The 19062-nt window shown below is 37.0% G+C and carries 20 protein-coding genes; 16 read left to right on the forward strand and 4 right to left on the reverse strand.

Annotated elements, in window-relative coordinates:
- Positions 1-95 precede the first annotated feature (95 nt).
- Positions 96-401, forward strand: a complete 306-nt coding sequence (rpsJ, locus tag HME7025_RS11625; RefSeq protein ID WP_109325433.1) for a 30S ribosomal protein S10 — start codon at positions 96-98, stop codon at positions 399-401.
- Positions 402-534: 133 nt separating this feature from the next.
- On the opposite strand, the gene HME7025_RS11630 is transcribed toward rpsJ, so the two are convergent.
- Positions 535-1311 carry a glycosyltransferase family 2 protein gene (locus tag HME7025_RS11630; RefSeq protein WP_109324195.1) on the reverse strand — a complete coding sequence of 259 codons (777 nt, stop codon included), beginning with the start codon at positions 1309-1311 and terminating at the stop codon, positions 535-537.
- A 213-nt stretch (positions 1312-1524) separates the two neighbouring features.
- Here HME7025_RS11630 and rpmH point away from each other — a divergent pair, with 213 nt between their 5' ends.
- The 5 genes from rpmH to HME7025_RS11655 are packed head-to-tail and all read left to right on the forward strand — an operon-like array spanning position 1525 to position 5002.
- Positions 1525-1680 (forward strand): 50S ribosomal protein L34, encoded by a 156-nt coding sequence (gene rpmH, locus HME7025_RS11635; protein ID WP_109324196.1) that lies wholly within the window; start codon positions 1525-1527, stop codon positions 1678-1680.
- A 60-nt stretch (positions 1681-1740) separates the two neighbouring features.
- Entirely contained in the window at positions 1741-2145 is a 405-nt protein-coding gene (gene rnpA, locus HME7025_RS11640; RefSeq protein WP_109325435.1) for a ribonuclease P protein component, read from the forward strand.
- Positions 2126-3796 (forward strand): S41 family peptidase, encoded by a 1671-nt coding sequence (locus tag HME7025_RS11645; RefSeq protein ID WP_109324197.1) that lies wholly within the window; start codon positions 2126-2128, stop codon positions 3794-3796. The genes rnpA and HME7025_RS11645 overlap by 20 nt, the downstream gene beginning before the upstream one ends.
- 1 nt (position 3797) lies before the next feature.
- Positions 3798-4493 (forward strand): tRNA (adenosine(37)-N6)-threonylcarbamoyltransferase complex dimerization subunit type 1 TsaB, encoded by a 696-nt coding sequence (tsaB, locus tag HME7025_RS11650; RefSeq protein ID WP_109324198.1) that lies wholly within the window; start codon positions 3798-3800, stop codon positions 4491-4493.
- Positions 4493-5002: a DUF2480 family protein gene (locus tag HME7025_RS11655; RefSeq protein WP_109324199.1), complete on the forward strand. Its 510-nt coding sequence runs from the start codon at positions 4493-4495 to the stop codon at positions 5000-5002. Before tsaB ends, HME7025_RS11655 begins: the two co-directional genes overlap by 1 nt.
- A 117-nt stretch (positions 5003-5119) precedes the next feature.
- Here the strand turns inward: HME7025_RS11655 and HME7025_RS11660 are convergent, their stop codons facing one another.
- Positions 5120-8413 (reverse strand): DUF4175 family protein, encoded by a 3294-nt coding sequence (locus HME7025_RS11660; RefSeq protein ID WP_109324211.1) that lies wholly within the window; start codon positions 8411-8413, stop codon positions 5120-5122.
- 130 nt (positions 8414-8543) lie between these two features.
- Between HME7025_RS11660 and HME7025_RS11665 the strand changes: the two genes are divergently transcribed.
- Positions 8544-9434: a fructosamine kinase family protein gene (locus tag HME7025_RS11665; RefSeq protein WP_109324213.1), complete on the forward strand. Its 891-nt coding sequence runs from the start codon at positions 8544-8546 to the stop codon at positions 9432-9434.
- Here the strand turns inward: HME7025_RS11665 and HME7025_RS11670 are convergent.
- Positions 9431-10747 (reverse strand): 4-hydroxy-3-methylbut-2-enyl diphosphate reductase, encoded by a 1317-nt coding sequence (locus tag HME7025_RS11670; RefSeq protein WP_109324214.1) that lies wholly within the window; start codon positions 10745-10747, stop codon positions 9431-9433. The genes HME7025_RS11665 and HME7025_RS11670 overlap by 4 nt on opposite strands.
- A gap of 210 nt (positions 10748-10957) precedes the next feature.
- Between HME7025_RS11670 and HME7025_RS11675 the strand changes: the two genes are divergently transcribed.
- Genes HME7025_RS11675 through HME7025_RS11695 form a run of 5 tightly spaced genes read left to right on the forward strand, consistent with a single transcriptional unit; the run spans position 10958 to position 13662 of the window.
- A complete protein-coding gene (locus HME7025_RS11675; RefSeq protein ID WP_109324223.1) occupies positions 10958-11572 on the forward strand; it encodes a hypothetical protein in 615 nt (204 codons plus the stop codon).
- A 16-nt stretch (positions 11573-11588) separates the two neighbouring features.
- Positions 11589-11954 carry a hypothetical protein gene (locus HME7025_RS11680; RefSeq protein WP_109324224.1) on the forward strand — a complete coding sequence of 122 codons (366 nt, stop codon included), beginning with the start codon at positions 11589-11591 and terminating at the stop codon, positions 11952-11954.
- Positions 11955-11958: 4 nt separating this feature from the next.
- Positions 11959-12720, forward strand: a complete 762-nt coding sequence (locus HME7025_RS11685; protein ID WP_109324225.1) for an exodeoxyribonuclease III — start codon at positions 11959-11961, stop codon at positions 12718-12720.
- 7 nt (positions 12721-12727) lie between these two features.
- On the forward strand, positions 12728-13030 hold the full coding sequence (locus tag HME7025_RS11690; RefSeq protein ID WP_109324226.1) for a (2Fe-2S) ferredoxin domain-containing protein: 303 nt from the start codon (positions 12728-12730) through the stop codon (positions 13028-13030).
- 8 nt (positions 13031-13038) lie between these two features.
- On the forward strand, positions 13039-13662 hold the full coding sequence (locus HME7025_RS11695) for a hypothetical protein (RefSeq protein ID WP_109324227.1): 624 nt from the start codon (positions 13039-13041) through the stop codon (positions 13660-13662).
- Here HME7025_RS11695 and HME7025_RS11700 read toward each other — a convergent pair.
- Positions 13641-14348, reverse strand: a complete 708-nt coding sequence (locus HME7025_RS11700; RefSeq protein ID WP_109324228.1) for a YjjG family noncanonical pyrimidine nucleotidase — start codon at positions 14346-14348, stop codon at positions 13641-13643. The genes HME7025_RS11695 and HME7025_RS11700 overlap by 22 nt on opposite strands.
- A gap of 53 nt (positions 14349-14401) precedes the next feature.
- Here HME7025_RS11700 and HME7025_RS11705 point away from each other — a divergent pair, with 53 nt between their 5' ends.
- The 4 genes from HME7025_RS11705 to HME7025_RS11720 all read left to right on the forward strand — a co-directional run bounded on the left by HME7025_RS11705 (position 14402) and on the right by HME7025_RS11720 (position 19028).
- Positions 14402-15211 (forward strand): 3'-5' exonuclease, encoded by an 810-nt coding sequence (locus HME7025_RS11705; protein WP_109324229.1) that lies wholly within the window; start codon positions 14402-14404, stop codon positions 15209-15211.
- Between the two features lie 105 nt (positions 15212-15316).
- On the forward strand, positions 15317-15646 hold the full coding sequence (gene nuoK / locus HME7025_RS11710; protein WP_109324234.1) for an NADH-quinone oxidoreductase subunit NuoK: 330 nt from the start codon (positions 15317-15319) through the stop codon (positions 15644-15646).
- 30 nt (positions 15647-15676) lie between these two features.
- On the forward strand, positions 15677-17557 hold the full coding sequence (gene nuoL / locus HME7025_RS11715) for an NADH-quinone oxidoreductase subunit L (RefSeq protein WP_109324235.1): 1881 nt from the start codon (positions 15677-15679) through the stop codon (positions 17555-17557).
- A 22-nt stretch (positions 17558-17579) separates the two neighbouring features.
- On the forward strand, positions 17580-19028 hold the full coding sequence (locus HME7025_RS11720) for a complex I subunit 4 family protein (RefSeq protein WP_109324236.1): 1449 nt from the start codon (positions 17580-17582) through the stop codon (positions 19026-19028).
- Positions 19029-19062: the final 34 nt, after the last annotated feature.

Below are 19062 nucleotides of genomic sequence, written 5' to 3' on the forward strand. Positions count from 1 at the left end.
CTAGTTTAAAAATTTGACTTACCTTTGTGCAGAATATTATGGGAAACGGAGTAAATGGTTCTTTCGCTTCCTATTCACTTAATGAACCAAACAACATGAATCAAAAAATTCGCATCAAGTTGAAATCTTTCGACCATTCATTGGTTGACAAGTCAGCTGAAAAAATCGTTAAGGCGGTTAAAGCTACAGGAGCAGTTGTTTCTGGCCCTATCCCACTTCCTACTAAAGTTGAGAAATTCACTGTTTTACGTTCACCACACGTGAACAAAAAAGCACGTGAGCAATTCCAATTATGCACTTACAAGCGTTTAATTGACATTTTCTCTTCTTCAGCTAAGACTGTGGACGCGTTGATGAAATTGGAATTACCATCAGGAGTTGATGTTGAAATCAAAGTTTAATGATTTCGAGTTCCACAAAAAGAAGGTCTTTGTAGCAATGCAGAGACCTTTTTTAATTGTAAATGGTGAATGGTAAATGGATGTATTTTTCATGCTAAAAATTATACATCATTTATAATTCATAATTTACCATTTATAATTTACTCCCTGCTTTTTTCTCAGAATTGAACAATTGAAAAATTTTGCGAACGGGCTTTAGGAATAAAGTAAAAAAGTAAGGTTGAAGTCCATTATCTTTCCAAGCTTGTCGATCTTCTCGATTAGCCACCAATCGATGTTTCCATGAGGCGGTACTGGTACCTCCATTGCGCATCGTCATTAGTGTTTTAGGCAAATATGCGGCCGATTTTTTGGCTTTATATAAAGCTCTCAACATCCAATCATAATCCCCTGCACAAGTAAAGTCGGTCCGAAAAGGCCCAATTTCATCATAGACCGTTTTTTTGGCATAAAAGGACAAATGAGGAGGCATCCAACCCCACAACCAATTGTTGCGTTGGTATTCTCCGGCCGACCAAAACCGGACTAAAGCTCCGCTGATTGGATCGATAAACTGTATATCACCATATACTGTATCTGTACCATTTTTTTGAAAACAAGTAACTACGGAGGAAATAACATCATTTGCTGGATAAAAATCATCTGCACCAATCATCCCAATGATATCTCCTGACACACGAGCCAATCCTTTATTCATGGCATCGTAAATTCCTTGATCTTTTTCTGAGATGAAATGAATTCTACCTTCGTATTCCTTTAAAATGGCAAGGCTGTCATCTTTAGAACCGCCATCAATGACCCAATATTCTAGATTAGGATAATCTTGAGCTAATACACTCTCGATGGTTTGTCGAAGCGTAGCCGCAGACTGATAACAAACGGTAATGATGGAAACCTTGGGTGAATTCATAGATTCCACAAAGATAGAGATTGTCGGAAGAAATTGGGAATTATTGAATTCTTGGGGTCCTGATTAATATGAATAAATAGCTCTATTATTAAATTAACAGCCTCCTCAAAAACTCTTTCTATTTTTTTAAACCGAATGCTTTGTTAAAAATATTTTTTTTGTACCTTTGCAAACCCAATTCGAATCAGTTTCGAATATTTAAATGTTAAAGAAATGAAAAGAACTTTTCAACCTTCGGTTAAAAAAAGAAAAAATAAGCACGGATTCCGTGAGCGTATGTCTACAGCTAATGGTCGTCGTGTGTTAACAGCACGTCGCGCTAAAGGTCGTCACAAACTTTCAGTTTCTGACGAAAAGAGAGGAAAATAAGCCTTAGATCTTAGAAAAGAAGATTTCAGGTTAGCTTAGTTGTACAACAAGTTTCATGCTGTGAAGTTTACTTTTCAAAAATCCGAGCGACTTACGCAAGTCAAAATCATAGATTCACTATTCCAAAAGGATAGTCAAATCGTAGCACAACGGTTTGTCTATCCTTTTCGAGTTTTATATCAATTTGGCCCTCAGCCACTAGAATTTCCACAAATTCTTATTTCCGTCCCAAAGCGCAAATTCAAAAAAGCTGTAGATCGGAATCTCATCAAAAGAAGAATCCGAGAAGCTTACCGTTTGAACAAAACCTTTCACCTAGGAGAAGGCAAAGAGAAATTACCAGATTTTCTGGCTTTTGTTTATATTGCTTCTACAATTGAGCCATTTGATCGGATCAATAAAAAAATGCAGCAAGTCTTGCAAGAATTTAGCAATACCAAAAAAGATGCCACAGAAATCTCCTAAGTCCATCAAAAATTGGCTCATCGCCTCCCTTTCAGGAATCAGTATCATATGCATCTTAGCATTTAGCTCCCCAGGAGATCGTTTCTTTGAGATTGCCAAGAACCTGGATATCTATGCCTCTGTTTTCAAGGAATTGAATAAATTTTATGTTGATGAAGTTAACCCCAATCAGGCAGTAAAAACTTCCATCGATGCTTTATTAAAAAGTTTTGACCCATATACTGTCTTTTATCCTGAAGATGAGTTGGAGGACTTCTTAACGATGACAACGGGGAAATATCAAGGTATTGGTATCATTCTTGCAGAAATCAATGATACTTACCGCATTTCATTCATTGAAGAAAATAGTCCTGCATTAAAAGCAGGATTGGGTATTGGAGATCAAATCTTATCTGTCAACGGTATCGCACTTTCTGATAAACCAGAAGCAGATCCTTCCAAACTTTTACGTGGTCAAGCAGGTACTAAAATTTTGGTTAAAGTGATTAAAAATGGACAAACAACTCCACAAGAAATTAGTATAAATCGAGAAACTGTTCAAATCAAAAATGTAGTTTATTCTGGGATCATTCAACCTGGTGTAGGTTATATATTATTAGAGGATTTTAATGCATCCGCAGCCAAAGAATTAAAAAATGCCTTACAGAGTTTGAAGCAAGCGGGCATGAAAAAGTTGATTTTGGACTTGAGAGAGAACCCGGGTGGACTTTTAACTCAGGCCGTGGATATTTGTAATTTATTCCTTCCCAAAGACTCAGAAGTAGTTTCAACTCGCGGAAAAGTGGAAGAATGGAACAAGACCTATAATGCTCTAAACCCCAGCATGGAGCCTGAATTGCCTTTAATCATATTGATTAATAATCATTCTGCTTCTGCTTCCGAAATCGTGGCAGGTGTCATGCAGGATTATGACAGAGCCGTATTAATTGGTCAAAAAAGCTTTGGAAAAGGCCTCGTTCAAGTTACCCGAGATTTACCTTTTCGAACAAAAATGAAGATCACTACGGCAAAATATTATATTCCAAGTGGCCGTTGTATTCAAGCCATCGATTATCAACATAGAAATCCGGATGGTAGTGCAGTGGCCTTAAAAGATTCAAATAGTAAGACATTTTATACTAAAAATCACCGTAAAGTTGTGGATGGGGGTGGAATAACTCCTGATATTACGGTGGATAAACTTACTACTTCTTCATTTACGATTGCCCTACAGAAGCAACATATGATCTTCTTATATGCTTGTTATTTCCGTAGCAACCATCCCAATATTCCTCCAGCTAAGGATTTCAGTTTAAATACGACGGAATATCAGGCCTTTTGTACTTGGTTGAAAAAGCAAAATTTCAAGTTTGAAAGTCAAATTGAAAAACAATTACATATCATCAGTGAATTGGCAAAAAAAGACAAATCCTATGCCAACATGGAGCCCTCCTTGCAAAATTTCAGAAAAGAATGGGCTTCAAATATGGACCGGGAATTATCGGCCTATCAGTCAGATATCAGTACGTTGTTGGAACAAGAGATTGTCCAACATTATTACCTCCAAAAAGGGATGAATGAGTGGTCATTTTCAAAAGACCCATCCATTAGAGAGGCTTTAAAATTATTTGAACAGAATAATCGTTTTCAATCGATTTTGGCAGGAAAATAACATGAATTTGATTCTTAGTATAGAAACATCTACGCCAACTTGCTCCGTGGCAATACATCAAAACGGAGAGTTAATTGCTCAAAAATTAATTGTAGAAGAAGGTGGACATTCGAAACAGGTCACCGTTTTAATTGATACGCTATTACAAGAAAATGGAAAGAATTTATCCCAAGTTGAAGCAATTGCTGTATCCATGGGACCGGGATCTTACACGGGTTTAAGAATTGGTTTAGCCACGGCAAAAGGATTATGTTTTGGATTGGACATTCCATTAATAGCATTACCGACTTTAAAAATACTAGCGCAGGGTTTCCGTCAGAATCAACAAGTAGAATCTCACGTTCGTTTACTTCCCATGCTTGATGCACGAAGAATGGAGGTTTATGCAGCCTGTTATGAATTAGAAGATTTGAAAGAGGTACAAGCCTCTAAAGCCATCATTTTAGATGAAAATTCCTTTGCTGAACTACAAGGCATAACTTTAATGGCCTTTGGTAATGGTGCTGAAAAATGGCAAAATACCTGCCAACATCCTAATATTCAATTTGTTAAAGAACCTTTATTTCCAGAAGCACAATATATGGGAGCTTTAGCTTATCTAGAATATTTGAACAAAAACTTCCAAGATTTGGTTAGCTTAGAACCCGATTATTTGAAAGAATTCATGGGGACCCAGCCAAAAAATAAAGCATTGTAATGGAAGAAGAAATCGTCAATCGAGTAAAACAAAGTGGTTTAATTCAATTGGACTTGGAAGAAATGCGTGTTCCTGGTGAAAGAATTTTTCTTGACATTAAGCCTCAGTTATTCATGGAATTGGTTTTGAAAGAAAAAGACTTTCGTATTTTCCTGGCTGAACATGACTGGGCTAGCTATCAAGATAAACATGTCGCCGTGGGTTGTAGTAATGATGCCATTATACCCACTTGGGCATTTATGCTTTTAAGTATACATCTTAGTCCATATGCTAAAACAATCGCATTTGGAACCTTAGAAGATTTAGAGAAAATTCTGTTCAAACAATGTATAGATGAGTTGACTACTCAAGATTTAGCAGGTGCAAGAGTCGTGATAAAAGGATGTTCTAAAGAGTCTGTTCCTACTGATGCCTATGTCCAAATTGCTCATAAACTTCAACCATTAGTCAAGAGTTTGTTCTTTGGCGAACCCTGCAGCACAGTACCTCTTTTTAAGAAGAAATCATAAATTCTTCCTGTTATTTACACGCATTTTGAATATCAACTTATTGGACAATAAGTACAAAATCTCATTCGTTTTGACAACGCTGTCAAGGTTTGGAACCTTGCCAGCGTTAGGAAAAAATCACTTCAATTTTTGCTTAATCTTCTCCATGTACTGCATCACTTTTTGCTGATAATATGGCAATAGCTCCACAGGTACATTTTGGAATAAATCACGATTCTCTTTTTGTCTTTTAAGGAAAGGAGCCAAGTTGGGAGGAGGGTTTTCTTTCCATTTTTGCAAAGCTGTTTTAGATTCCCTTTTCGGGTCTTCTCCTTGTTCTTTTAACGCCTTTTCTGCTTCCATCAATCTTGGAAGCATCTGATCTTGTCTTTGCTGCATGGAATTATTCAAGCGTTTATTCACCAAATCCGACTCGTTTTTATCCATATCTTTGATTAAATCTGACAACGATTTTTGTAAACCTTGATTTCCTGGCTGACCTTGCAATTCATTCAATTTTTGTTCCATTTCCTGACGAATCTGGGCCTGTTCCTCCGCCATTTTAATCAATTCCTCATTGGTAATCATCATGGGCTGTAAACCCATTTTCCTCGCTTTCTGATTTAATTGCTGTTGCCTTTGCCCCCAATTACCTTTTGAATTTCCTTTCGACTTACCTTTTTTACCTGATTTCGCTTGAGCTGCTTGGTCTTGAACTTGCCTTAATAAGTCAGAAAGCAAAACAGCCAACTGATTAGTCGCTGCCATGGCTTCTTGCTGCCTTACAGGTACAATATCCCACTTACGCTCTTTCATCATGCGAGATGCTTCCTGCATCCTTTGTTTCATGTTTGCCGTTTCTTTCGTGATGGTTTGTGACAAAGGCATCAATTTTTTACCTAAAGAAATCAAACTATCTTCTAATATAATGGCCATCTCTCCTAGCTTATTTTGCTCCTGAGCTATTTGTCTTACAGCCACGTCCCCAGCTGGAATCTTTTTATAAGCTTTCATGATTCGTTCTTGATCAAAAGATAGTTGCAACAAATCCTCCATCAACAAGCGAAGTTGAGCTAAATTCAAAGCCACTTCCATGGATTCTTGCTGCTCTTGCTGCTCCTCCAATTTTTTTGCCAACTTTTTCATTTTTTCGGCAGCTTTCTTCTGATTCGTTTCTGCTTGTTTAGATTGCTTATTTTCTAAATTTTCTTTTGCATTATCTAAATTTTCCTCCATCTCCTCCTGCAATTTCTCTTCCTTATCTAAATCCTGCTCACCTGGGATCTCCTTTTTTTCTTGAGCAATTTCATCCAACTTTTTCCTTTCTTCTTCTACCTCTTTATTTAAGGCTTCTTGTTGTTTCGCTAAATCTTGTTCATTTTTCCCGTTGTTCTTTTCACTTAATTCCTCCTGCTTTTTGGCTAATTCCTTCCAACGTGAAATGGATTCATCCAGCATTTTTTCTACTTTCAATTCCTGATAAAACTGCTGCAATCTTTCTAATTCCCGCTCCATATTCTTCCCTTGGTTTCGCATTTGATCCAAATGTTTTTGCCATAGGGTTGCTGACTCTTTTTCCCAGTTCTTCAACAAGGCATCCCTGCGCTTTTCCATATCTGGGTCCCACAGTTGAGAAATCATTTTCTGTAAGTTTTCCATCTTTTTCATCCAAGTAGGATCCACTTGCTGGAAACTCATTTGCTGCCCCATCCACTGTTCTTGCATCTTTTTCAGCTCATCAATGGTCTTTTTCAAGGCTGTTTCTTTGTCTAAGACTTCTTGTAGTGCTTTCAAATCAACTTCCTTTCCCAATTGTACACGCTTGGTTAATTCATTGATTTCTTGCTTCATATTTTGAGCCTTTTGCAAGGAATTCAACACTTGCTTCTCTGCTTGATCAGCCTGTTGATCCATTTTTTGCTCTAAGCGTTTTAACTCCGGAAACTCCCATATCTGCATGCTTGTTTGAGTCCACTTGGGCCCATGTAACCCATCTTGATCTGATACTTCTACCCGATAATGTACTTGATCTCCTGGCTGCAAACCCAAGGAGTCTAATCGCCATATATATTCCACCTCAAATCGTTTAGTTCCCGTTTGAATAGGGATCCATTGCGTTTTTTTTGTGGAGAAACCTGCTGCATTTTTTCGTTTAATTTGATATCCTAAACGCATTTGACCCAAAGCATAATCATCCTCAATCAAAGCGTTCAGCACACGAAAACGATAATAAAGTGTATCTTCTAACCATTGAGTCTGCAAATTGGGCTTTTGATCTAAAATCACCTCAATTGGTTGCATGACACTTTTTTGCACAGGCATCTGCGCATTGTGAGCTACCACTTGATAGCTCGTGCTTTGACTAATCGTCCGAGTTAATTGATAATTAGTTTTTAACAAATTGGGACTCGCCCAATCCACCGTTGATTTATTCTGAAATTGAATCCCTAATTGCTGTGCGCTTTCAGAGGTCATATCCCAACGAACAATGGTCCCTTCTGGAATTTTTAAAGGTATTGCTTGATGGATGGTTTCATTTGTCTTTTTTAAATAGCTTGGATAGATCAAATGAATCGTCATTTCTTTTAAACCAGGCCGATGAACTAAAGGCAAAAGCTGAGGCTCTGAAAAATACCCTCCTGCTTCAAACTGCATCCATTTTTCAACTTGAATGGGTGGAATAACTCCTCGGAACTGATGTGCTTTTTCAGTCGGGTTTAATGATATTCGTTCTCCATCCCAATGCAAAAACATTTCACTGGGTAAATTTTTACCCCTTAATTCAACTAGAAATTCTGTGTTTTCTCCTGCTACAGCCTGAAAAGGTTGATTAACCACAACAAAATCAAAAGGTAATTCTTTAGGGTAATGAAATGAGTAATTCCAAATTCGTAAACTTGGTTTCCTAAACAAATTGGGGAAGGTGATTTGTCCTATTCCCAATACAGCAAAAAGACCTAAAAACAAGAAAAATGATTTCTTCAATTCCGATAATTGAATGAATTCTTCCCAGCGATATTGTTTCAAAAAGGCTTGTTTCTCTTCAATGGCAGCCTGCCACAACTCCAAGGAATGTTCGGGTGCTTGGTTTTGCAGCTGCAGCACATTAATCAATGCATCAGCATGTTCCTTAGGTAAGTGGTGACCTAAACTGATGGCAAGTCGATAGTAATCCGCTTGATCCAAAGAACGGAATAAATCCCAGCAAGGTTTTCGAACAAAAAATAGAAGAATCCCCGTTGAGCCCACAAAGAAAGTGGCTAAAAACACTCCTCGAATAGTAGAAGAAAACCAAGCCAAATATTCAAGTAAAATCAAGAAAAATGCCAAGCTTAAAACCCAGATCGCAGCATGTAGCAATGCTCTCCACAACTCCTTTCGGGAAAGTTGTCTATGATAGTTTCGTAATTGGTTTTGAAGCGGATTGTACACAGGTTTTTCTAATCAGAACTAGTCAGAACTTGAAAATACGAATTTTCGTACGCATCCCATTCATGATGCGGCAAAATAAAATTGCCCATGAGTTTCAATTTTGGTATTTTTGAAGAATATTGAGTCCAGCATGTCGCAACAATCACAAGAACAGTATCAATTTATAGAAAGTATTCTCCGCCAAAATTTAGGAGAAATTGGGACAATTGAAGATTTTCAATTTTTCTATGGAGGTAATTTTAATCTAGCTGTTCGTGTCAAAGTTGCACAAGGTGAATATTTCATCAAATGGAATCAAGGTGATCACCAGGGATTATTCCAAGCAGAAGCCAAAAATTTAGGTTTAATTGCCTCGACAGGTACTATTCCTGTTCCACAAGTATTAGGTGTGGGACAAATGGATGAAAAAGAATACCTCGTCATGGAATGCATTCCAACGGCAGAAAAAAAAGAAAATTATTGGAGTGATTTTGGAATTAAATTGGCTCAATTGCATCAAACCAATGCGCATCAAGGACATGGGTTAGACTATGACAATTTCATAGGTGCGGCCAAACAAGTAAACCATTGGGACAAAAATGGCGTATCATTTTTCATTCAAAACCGTTTGAAATTTCAAGTAGACACAGCCTCTTACCATAGAAAAATCGATGGAGCAACAAATGAGGCATTTGAAAAACTGTACGACAAAATCCCATCCATCATTCCCAATGAACAATCTGCATTATTGCATGGAGACTTATGGTCAGGGAATGCCATGGTAAACCAACATGGTTTAGTGAGTTTGGTTGACCCTTCTTGCTATTATGGTTTGAGAGAGGCTGAAATTGCCTTCACTACGATGTTTGGTGGATTTGAAAAAGAATTTTATGAAGCATACCATGAATCATTCCCAATATTGAAAGGATTTCATGAGCGGATTCCACTTTACAACCTATACCCTTTGATGGTACACGTAAACCTATTCGGGGAGGGTTATCTTCCAGCAGTAAATAAAATCCTAGATTCTTATTTGAATTAAGCCTGTTCTAGCGACCAGTTTTCCACAACCTGGTCAACGTTCTTCGCATCAGGGAAAAAAGAAACCAGTTTTCGGAGAATTTCTTCAATTACGGCATCTGGACAAGACGCTCCACAGGTCAGTAAAACCCGTACTTTAGGCTTTTGGGGAATAAAGTTTTGAATGAAAACTTCCTCTTTCTTTTTATTATCAAAATGAAGAATTTCATTTTCAGAAATCAATTTTTCGGCAGACTTGATAAAATAAGAGGGTAATTTTTCATGACATAAATCTACCAAATGTGAAGTATTAGAGGAATTATATCCCCCAGCAATAATGGCAAAATCTGCCTCCTCAGCTATTAAACCATACGTAGCACTCTGGTTATCATTGGTGGCATAACACAGGGTATCTCGGGTATCTGCAAAATGAGACGTTATTTGATGGGGCTCCAACTGATAAAATTGGACAATTTCAGCTTTCAAATACTCCACAATTTCTTGGGTATCTATCGCCAGCATGGTGGTTTGATTAACCACGCCTATTCTCTGCAAATCCTTTTCAGGATCAAAGCCTTTTGAATATTGACCTTCAAATTCTTCATAAAACTCTTGTGAAGACTTTTCCTTCCGGATATAATAAGCTAATTGTTTAGCTTGATTCAAATCTTTCACAATGAGCGTAGGGGTAACTACCTGAGAATGAGAAAAAGTAGCTTTAGTTTCCTCATGACTTGGTTTTCCATGGACTACGACCGTGTATTTATTCTGCCCAATTTGATTCGCTCGATTCCAAACTTTTTCCACAAATGGACATGTGGTATCATACGCATATAAATCTATGCCAATTTCATCCAAAATAGCATGAATTTCTAAGGTTGTGCCAAAGGCTGGGATGATGACAATATCATCTTTGGTTAAAGTCTCCCATGCCACCAACTGATTTCCATAGGTATCTTGAATAAATCTAACACCTAATTCCAATAAATCGGCATTAACTGCTGGGTTATGAATCATTTCAGAAAGTAGAAATATCCGCCTTTGTGGATTATCTTCAATGATTTTATAGGCAGTTTCAACCGCATTTTCAACGCCATAGCAAAAGCCAAAATGACGTGATAGTAGTATTTCTACGGGGCCAAAATCAAAAACAGAAGGCTTAAAGTCCTTTTTGAGCTTATCTCCCAAGCGGCGAACTTCCTTGACTCGACTAATCAATTCACTTTTAAATAAAGAAGGAATAGAAAAAGACTTCATTTTTTTAAAATTTCTTTTTTCAGTTCTGCCATTGGCAAACCGATGCTTTAAAACAGATTGATCAAGATCCTCTTTCATTTACACAACCTTATTAACTAATAAATTGATTAACAGTTTTCAAATTTACCAATTGATTTACAATTCTATTCAAGATTAAAAAAATAACCACTTAATAAATCTAGCATTAAATATTATAGTAAATCTTGGCAAATCAGTATAGTTATAATATTTTTGTAGCTGATTTTCTTCTCAACATTCCTGTTTCTACACGTTAAGCCAAAAAAAAGTATGAACAAATCTACTTCATCGAAAGTCCGATTTTGGCAGAAAATTGATAAAAACCCCATCGGCGTTTTCTTCATTTCCTTCGTGAAATACCCAATTAACATATTATATGCAGGGTTAGGAATCATCGTATTCATGTTTAGTTATCAATCCTCTTTTTCTGAAAAACCTGTTGAACCAGGCTTTTTTGCTGGTAAAATCGTTTTTGATGAAGAAGATTATCACCGTATTGAGACTAAGAATATTGAAGCTCAAGTAAAAAATGAAATGGGGAATCCAGTTTTGACACTTACTTGTACACAGGAAAAAAATCTAGAATCCGTTTATTTGAAAATCTTTAAGATTAAAGGTCCTGGTACCTATTTTATACCAGGAGATGGAGAAATTTCCAACATTGGTAATTTGATTAAGAACCTAGATAACTACCAGGATAAAAACAATTTCTTCGAATCTAGTTTGCCTAATAAAGAAGGAGTTAAGAATGGCGTGGGCCGTGTCAATATAACAAAAATCACCTCGAATTTTGTAGAAGGCGAATTAATTCTGATCGCCAATAATCCAAAAGGGCAACAAGCTGTGCTTGAATCTGCCAAATTCAAAGTAGCTTTGCAGAACTAAATGTTCCTGCTTACCCATGGATTTTGAACCAAGCATCGTTTCTACTGAATGGAATCAAATACTTGATTTCTTAGAAAATCAATTTAATAAAAGACCTGCAGATGTAGATTCTGTTCTTTTTTTGATTGGTGTACAAGAATTGGGTAAAGGTCATGTAACATTTACAAAAGAACAAAAGCAGGATTTAATGCACATTGCCACCTGTAAAGTTTTAAGTTTTAGTGGGTTTTACGCGCTAGAAGGCTTGGATGCTGATGGTTGGCCACATTGGAATTTAGTGCAAGCTGTGCCACAAATGCCCTTAAAAGAACAAGAAATTCTCATTAAAGCTCATATCATTCAATATTTCAAATCTGAAGTATTTAGTTCAGAACAAGAATAATCCTATGAAAATAATTTCCTATAACGTCAATGGAATTAGAGCCGCTATTCAAAAAGGCTTTATTGATTGGCTGAAAGAAGAGAATCCAGATGTCATTTGTTTGCAAGAGCTAAAAGCTGACATTGATCAAGTAGACACCTCGGAAATTGAGGCATTGGGATATCAAATTTATTGGCATTCTGCCCAAAAGAAAGGGTACTCTGGGGTAGCCATTTTTTCTAAAATTTCACCAAAAGCCGTCACGATTGGCTGTGGCATTGAAAAATATGATGCAGAAGGCCGTGTTATCCGAGCTGATTTCGAGGATTTTTCTGTCATGAGTGTTTATATGCCCTCTGGATCCAGTGGTGATGAAAGACAAGGATTTAAAATGATTTGGTTGTCCGATTTCCATCAATACATTGAAGATTTAAAAAAAGAAATTCCTCACCTGATCATTTCTGGTGATTACAATATTTGCCATAAACCCATCGACATTCATAATCCAAAATCCAATGCCAATAGCTCTGGATTTTTACCAGAAGAAAGAGAGTGGATGGAAAACTTCATTCAATCAGGATTTGTGGATTCATTCCGACATATCAATTCTGAACCTCATCATTACAGCTGGTGGAGTTATCGAGCTGGTGCCAGAGGTAAGAATTTAGGTTGGCGTATTGATTATCATTTAGTGAGTGAGCCTTTGCGTGATCGTATTGCTCATGCCCAAATTTTACCCGAAGTAAAACATTCTGACCACTGCCCAGTGGTCATCCATCTAAACTAATTTCTAAATGTATTACGAAAAACACGTATTTATTTGTACCAACGATAAGCCAGCTCCCAAAAAATGTTGCGGTTCTGAACATGGGATGGCCTTAGTAGAAGCATTCAAAGCTAAATGGGCGGAATCGGGTAATGATCAAAAAATCAGAATTCAAAAATCAGGATGTTTAGACTTCTGTGGAAAAGGCCCAAGTATGGTCGTATATCCAGAAGGGGTATTCTATGGTAATGTACAATTAGAAGATGTTGCCGAGATTACTGAAAAGCACTTAATTGGAAACGAGATTGTATCTCGACTTGAAATTGGATAAATTGCATCATGCTGTATCGTTTATACCCTACCCTACTCAATTCTTACGCATTATATTTAAACCAATCTCGAGATGCAAACGGCAAAATTATTGTCGATGAAATTGAGATGATTGAGCGCATCAATCGAGTTAAAAAGCCCACTACAGCCGCGCAAAAAAAGGGAGTGGATTTTGAACGAGCGGTAACACTAGGAGAAGGGGAAGAATTGTTCCAGGAAGGAATCATTGATAAAGCGAGGGAATTATTGCCTACTAAGTATAAAACCCAGTTTTATGTAGAATCTCGCTATAAAAACGCCATGATATATGGTTATGTAGATGGTGTAGGAGAAAAAACTGCTTTTGATTTAAAAAGTACTTCTTTTTATGAACCCGGTCGTTTTGCTAAAAATCACCAAAATCTCTATTTGTTAGGTCTTCAGAAATACGGCATCGAGCAATTGGATTATGTCGTTACTGACTTTAAAGATGTATATGTAGAATCTTACCCATTGCAATCGGTCGATTTCAATCCTTTATATCAACAAATAGAGCGTTTCATTTCCTTTTTAGAGGAAAACAAAAAATTCATTCGAGATAAAAAGATATTTGATCGCAAGGCGAATGACAATCAATTATCCTTATTTGAATAAATTTCTAAGTGATTTTTCACTTGTTTTAGATCAGAGATTTGCCAAATAGCTTCTGAAGCATCTGACAAATTATAATGAATCGCAGGAATTCCTGCTTGATTGGCACCATGTATGTCGGCATGCCAATTGTCCCCTACCATCAAAGCTTCCTGGGCAGAACAATTTGCTCGTCCGAGTGCATATTCGAAAAATGCTATTTCCGGCTTTTTTGCTCCCACACCTTGAGATGTGATTAGTTCCTTAAAATGATGTCCTAGACCAGAGGAGGCTACTTTAATATGTTGAATATCTTCAAATCCATTGGTTAAAATATATAAAGGGTAGTGCTCCGAAATAGCTTCTACTAATTCTTTGGCTCCCTCCATTAAATGGGTTTTACGTGGTGTTCTAAACAGAAATTGTTCTGAAAATTCCTCAGCAGGTCCTTGTACTTCAATCGCATCGAAAAAGCGTAAAAAACGAGATTCGCGTAAATCACTTTGGGAGATTAAGCCCATTTGATAATCATCCCATAAAGCTGTGTTGATTTGCTGGTAGATATCCCAAATAGAAGAGATTGATAGAGGACTTTGTTTGTCTAAACCAAATTCTTCCACTAACTCGAATATAACCTCTTGAGAATTACGGTCATGATCCCACAAAGTATGGTCCCAATCAAAAAAAATGGCTTTAGGCTGAAATATCATCCAACAAAGGTAATAATCATTTACCTTTGCAAAGCCTTTATGAGCAATATACTATGGAGCATCAACTGAAATTAACCAAACCGCTTGCCTTCTTTGATTTAGAAACAACCGGAATACAGGTACAAAAAGATAGAATCGTGGAGATTTCCATAGCTAAGGCAAATATTGATGGATCGGTTGACATTAAAACGAGACGTGTAAACCCGGGTATTCCAATTCCATTGGAAGCCTCTTTAGTTCATGGAATTTATGATGAGGACGTCAAGGATGAGCCCAATTTCAAGCAAATTGCTAAATCCATGGCTCAATTTTTAGAAGGTTGCGATTTAGCGGGTTTTAATTCCAACCGCTTTGACGTGCCTATGTTGGTAGAAGAATTTCTTCGTAGTGATGTTGATTTTGATACAAAAAACAGAAGATTGGTTGATGCTCAGCGAATTTTCCACATGATGGAGCCTCGTAATTTAACTGCGGCCTACAAGTTTTATTGTCAAAAAGATTTGATTGGCGCTCATGGTGCGGAAGCCGATGTCTTAGCTACTTTGGAAGTATTAAATGCCCAAGTAAAGCATTACGAAAACACTTCCATGAAAGATGCGGAAGGAAACGAATACTTCCCTATTCAGAATGATGTAGCTGTTTTACATCAATTAAGTGCTTCCAATTCCATTGATTTTGCCAATCGCATGGTCTATAATAAAGATCAAGTAGCGGTATTCAACTTTGGCAAATACATTGGAAGACCCATTGCCGATGTTTTAAAAACTGATCCTTCTTACTATGATTGGATGATGAAAGGCGATTTCCCTATGGATACCAAACGTAAATTAACCGAAATTAAATTAAAAGGTTTTCAGCGTTAGCCCCCTAGATAATTTCTATTTTGTCAGTTTATTTCCTATTTTTGCCCCGCATAAAAGCATTCGTTTGAATAGGCAATTTGTTTATTTGACCATTACATTTTTACCATGCAATCCATACCAGAAATAATACGTACCATTCCATTGACCAATTACATCATGCTAAGTTCGGCATTGTTTTGCATTGGAATATTGGGTGTACTTACTCGCCGAAATGCCATCATCGTATTTATGGCTATAGAATTAATGTTAAATGCGGTAAATTTATTACTGGCAGCATTTTCTTCCTATTACTCCGATCCTTCAGGGCAGATATTTGTCTTTTTTATTATGGCCGTAGCTGCTGCCGAAGTAGCTGTGGGATTGGCCATTATCGTTATGATTTATCGTAACATTCAAAGCATCGATATTGGTGTGCTTAATAAGTTAAAAAATTAATTTCAGCACAATTTCATCGCATATTCGACTATGTCATTACTCCTATTAATTCCTCTTTTACCACTGATTGGTTTTGCCATCAATGGTTTGGCTTATCCGAAATTATCGAAATCAATTGCTGGAATCGTTGGAACCATCCCTCCATTAGTTGCTTTCGTTATTTCTCTTCAGCTGTTTTTAAATTTTGATGGTCAAACTCAAATTATTCAATTAGCGGATTGGATTAAAGTTGCTGATTTAAGTATTCCTTTTGCATTCCAAATAGATGCCTTATCCATCATGATGCTATTGGTCATCACAGGTGTAGGTACTTTAATCCATTTGTATTCCATGGGCTATATGGCACATGACGCTGGTTTTGGTAAGTTTTTCTCCTTTTTAAACCTGTTTATCTTCTTCATGTTGATTTTGGTTTTAGGGGCTAACTTCACCGTATTATTCATTGGATGGGAAGGTGTAGGTTTATGCTCTTATTTGTTAATTGGCTTCTGGAATCAAAAGAATAGTTATGGAGATGCTGCCAGAAAAGCCTTCATTATGAACCGTATTGGAGATTTAGGTTTCTTAGTAGGTATATTTTTATTGATTCAAGAATTTGGCACAACAGATTATCAAACGATTTTTTCTACCATCAAAGACGGAACCGAAGTAGGCAATATTGGCTTAATCGCTTTCTGCTTATTTATTGGTGCGATGGGTAAGTCAGCCCAAATACCGCTATTTACTTGGTTACCCGATGCTATGGCAGGTCCAACACCCGTTTCTGCTTTAATACATGCTGCTACCATGGTGACAGCTGGGATTTACATGGTTATTCGTGCTAATGCTTTGTTTGAATTAAGTCCAGAGGTTTTACATTTTGTAGGCTGGATTGGACTAGCCACGGCTTTATTAGGTGCGGCTATTGGTTTATTTCAAAATGATATCAAAAAAGTGTTGGCCTATTCAACAGTCTCTCAATTGGGATACATGTTTATGGGTCTAGGAGCATCTGCTTATACTGCTTCTTTTTTCCATGTCATGACTCACGCTTTTTTCAAAGCTTTATTATTCTTAGGAGCTGGTTCGGTGATACATGCCATGTCGGATGAACAAGACATTCGCAAAATGGGTGGCTTGAAAAGCAAAATGCCGATTACCTATATTACCTTCCTTTTAGGAACCATCGCTATCTCTGGTATTCCTCCATTTGCTGGATTCTTTTCTAAGGATGAAATATTAGCAGCATTATATCACCACGATTTTGCTATGTGGTGTTTAGCCATTTTAGGTTCTGCATTGACTTCCTTTTACATGTTCCGTGTGTTTATTTTAACATTCTGGGGCGACTTTAGAGGAACTGAAAAACAGGCACATCATTTGCATGAATCTCCTTGGAGTATGACAATCCCTTTGATTATCTTGGCGGTATTCTCCGTAGGTGGAGGTTTCATCAACCTGCCTCATTTTGCTGGAGGAAATGAATTTTTAGCTCATTGGTTAGCTCCGATTTTACCTGAGCCTCATACTGCTGGTGAAGTTTCTTTATTTAGTTTGGAAATGGGTGCTCCGTTATTAGCTGCATTCCTGCCTGCCATTTTCGCCATCTATTATTTTGGAATTCAGAAAGCCGTTCCAGGAAATGATGAGTCTATTCAAGGTATCCAAAAAGTCATTTATCGTAAATTCTACATTGATGAATTATACGATTTCGTATTTGTTCGTCCCATCCAAGTATTATCTACCTTCTTTGCGCAGGTAATTGATTTCTTGGTGATCGATTTAATCGTGGAAGGTGTTGGTAAAACGGTTAAAACTGCCTCAGATGAAATTAGAAAAGCTCAAACAGGAAATGTAGGTTACTATATTTTTATGATGGTCGTTTCTATTGCGCTTATCTTAGTTTTAACGCTTCGCTCACGAATATTATAATTCATATTTGAAAAAATAAGGTATGTCTTTACTATTTATACTTTTTTTCCCACTTGTTATAGGCGCCATTCTTTTGGTCGCTAAGCCTAAACAAGCTTTTGCTATCTCGCTGATAGCTTCCATCATTGAATTGGTAGCTACTGCTTTCGTCTTGAAAGATGCCGCTGCTGCTGAAAATGGACTTGTTTTTACTAAACCTTGGATTGAAGAAGCAGGAATTTCATTTTCACTTTGGGTAGATGGAGTCAATGGTATTTTAATTGGATTATGTGCCCTGATGGTTCCATTCATTGTAGCCACTACAGCTAATTCCGATAAAGCCAATAACGCTCAATACCAAGGTTTAATGCTAGCCATGCAAACTGCCTTAATGGGAGCTTTTTTAGCGAAAGATGCCTTCTTATTTTACTTTTTCTTTGAAGCCTCTTTATTACCCATTTATTTCTTAGCTGCCATTTATGGAGGAGAAAACAAAAATGCGATTACTTTCAAATTCTTTGTTTATACTTTATTTGGTTCATTATTCTTATTGATTGGTTTAATCTACGTGTATTTAGTAACACCAGGTAGTCATTCTTCCGATATTGAAACGCTATACCAAACGGCTATCATGTTGCCAGAGCGAATTCAGGGAAATTTATTCTTAGCCTTTTTTATTGCCTTTGCAATCAAGATGCCTATTTTCCCTTTTCATACTTGGCAACCAGATACCTACACGGTCGCTCCTACTCAAGCTACCATGCTTCTTTCTGGAATCATGTTAAAAATGGGTACTTATGGGCTAATTCGTTTAGTTTTACCTATGTTTCCTTTAGGTATGATTACTTGGGGCAACACAGCTATTATCCTTTCTGTCATTGGAATAATCTACGGATCCATTATTGCCATTCAGCAAAAAGATGCCAAGCGTTTATTAGCTTATTCTTCCTTTGCTCACGTAGGCTTGATGTCGGCAGGTATTTTAAGTCAAAGTACTGAAGGTATTCAAGGGGCCTTATATCAGATGTTATCTCACGGTATCAATATAGTTGGTTTATTTTTCATCATTGAAATTATAGAAAGAAGAACCAAATCTAGAGAAATTGCTCAATTGGGAGGTATTACACAATACTCGTATGTATTAACCGTAGCATTTGTCATATTAAGCTTAGGTTCAGTAGCCTTACCTTTGACCAATGGATTTATCGGTGAGTTTTTACTTTTGAAAAGCGTATTTGATCATGACATGATCATAGGTATAGTAGCAGGAATCACCATTATTCTAGGTGCTGTTTATACCCTACGTCTGATTCAAAAGACCATGTTTGGCAACTTTTCTCGCATTACCAAAGATTTTGAAGATGTAAGTTCTGCAGAGAAATGGGTATTAATTCCACTTTGTGTTTTGGTTATTGTGGGTGGAGTTTACCCAACTTGGATTTTAAATTTTACTGAACCAGGTGTTCAGGCTTTGGTTTCTTTATTAAAATAGAAGCCCGAAAATATATAAACAGCATCGCATACAA

The organism is Aquirufa nivalisilvae (assembly GCF_003143535.1).
GTDB lineage: Bacteria > Bacteroidota > Bacteroidia > Cytophagales > Spirosomataceae > Aquirufa > Aquirufa nivalisilvae.

Coding starts and splice junctions, on each gene's coding strand:
- HME7025_RS11680 (WP_109324224.1), top strand. CDS start 11,589: ATGGATTTTGAACCAAGCATCGTTTCTACTGAATGGAATCAAATACTT.
- nuoL (WP_109324235.1), top strand. CDS start 15,677: ATGTCATTACTCCTATTAATTCCTCTTTTACCACTGATTGGTTTTGCC.
- HME7025_RS11675 (WP_109324223.1), top strand. CDS start 10,958: ATGAACAAATCTACTTCATCGAAAGTCCGATTTTGGCAGAAAATTGAT.
- HME7025_RS11690 (WP_109324226.1), top strand. CDS start 12,728: ATGTATTACGAAAAACACGTATTTATTTGTACCAACGATAAGCCAGCT.
- HME7025_RS11665 (WP_109324213.1), top strand. CDS start 8,544: ATGTCGCAACAATCACAAGAACAGTATCAATTTATAGAAAGTATTCTC.
- HME7025_RS11705 (WP_109324229.1), top strand. CDS start 14,402: ATGGAGCATCAACTGAAATTAACCAAACCGCTTGCCTTCTTTGATTTA.
- HME7025_RS11685 (WP_109324225.1), top strand. CDS start 11,959: ATGAAAATAATTTCCTATAACGTCAATGGAATTAGAGCCGCTATTCAA.
- HME7025_RS11630 (WP_109324195.1), bottom strand. CDS start 1,311: ATGAATTCACCCAAGGTTTCCATCATTACCGTTTGTTATCAGTCTGCG.
- tsaB (WP_109324198.1), top strand. CDS start 3,798: ATGAATTTGATTCTTAGTATAGAAACATCTACGCCAACTTGCTCCGTG.
- HME7025_RS11670 (WP_109324214.1), bottom strand. CDS start 10,747: ATGAAAGAGGATCTTGATCAATCTGTTTTAAAGCATCGGTTTGCCAAT.
- HME7025_RS11700 (WP_109324228.1), bottom strand. CDS start 14,348: ATGATATTTCAGCCTAAAGCCATTTTTTTTGATTGGGACCATACTTTG.
- HME7025_RS11655 (WP_109324199.1), top strand. CDS start 4,493: ATGGAAGAAGAAATCGTCAATCGAGTAAAACAAAGTGGTTTAATTCAA.
- HME7025_RS11695 (WP_109324227.1), top strand. CDS start 13,039: ATGCTGTATCGTTTATACCCTACCCTACTCAATTCTTACGCATTATAT.
- rpmH (WP_109324196.1), top strand. CDS start 1,525: ATGAAAAGAACTTTTCAACCTTCGGTTAAAAAAAGAAAAAATAAGCAC.
- rpsJ (WP_109325433.1), top strand. CDS start 96: ATGAATCAAAAAATTCGCATCAAGTTGAAATCTTTCGACCATTCATTG.
- HME7025_RS11645 (WP_109324197.1), top strand. CDS start 2,126: ATGCCACAGAAATCTCCTAAGTCCATCAAAAATTGGCTCATCGCCTCC.
- HME7025_RS11720 (WP_109324236.1), top strand. CDS start 17,580: ATGTCTTTACTATTTATACTTTTTTTCCCACTTGTTATAGGCGCCATT.
- nuoK (WP_109324234.1), top strand. CDS start 15,317: ATGCAATCCATACCAGAAATAATACGTACCATTCCATTGACCAATTAC.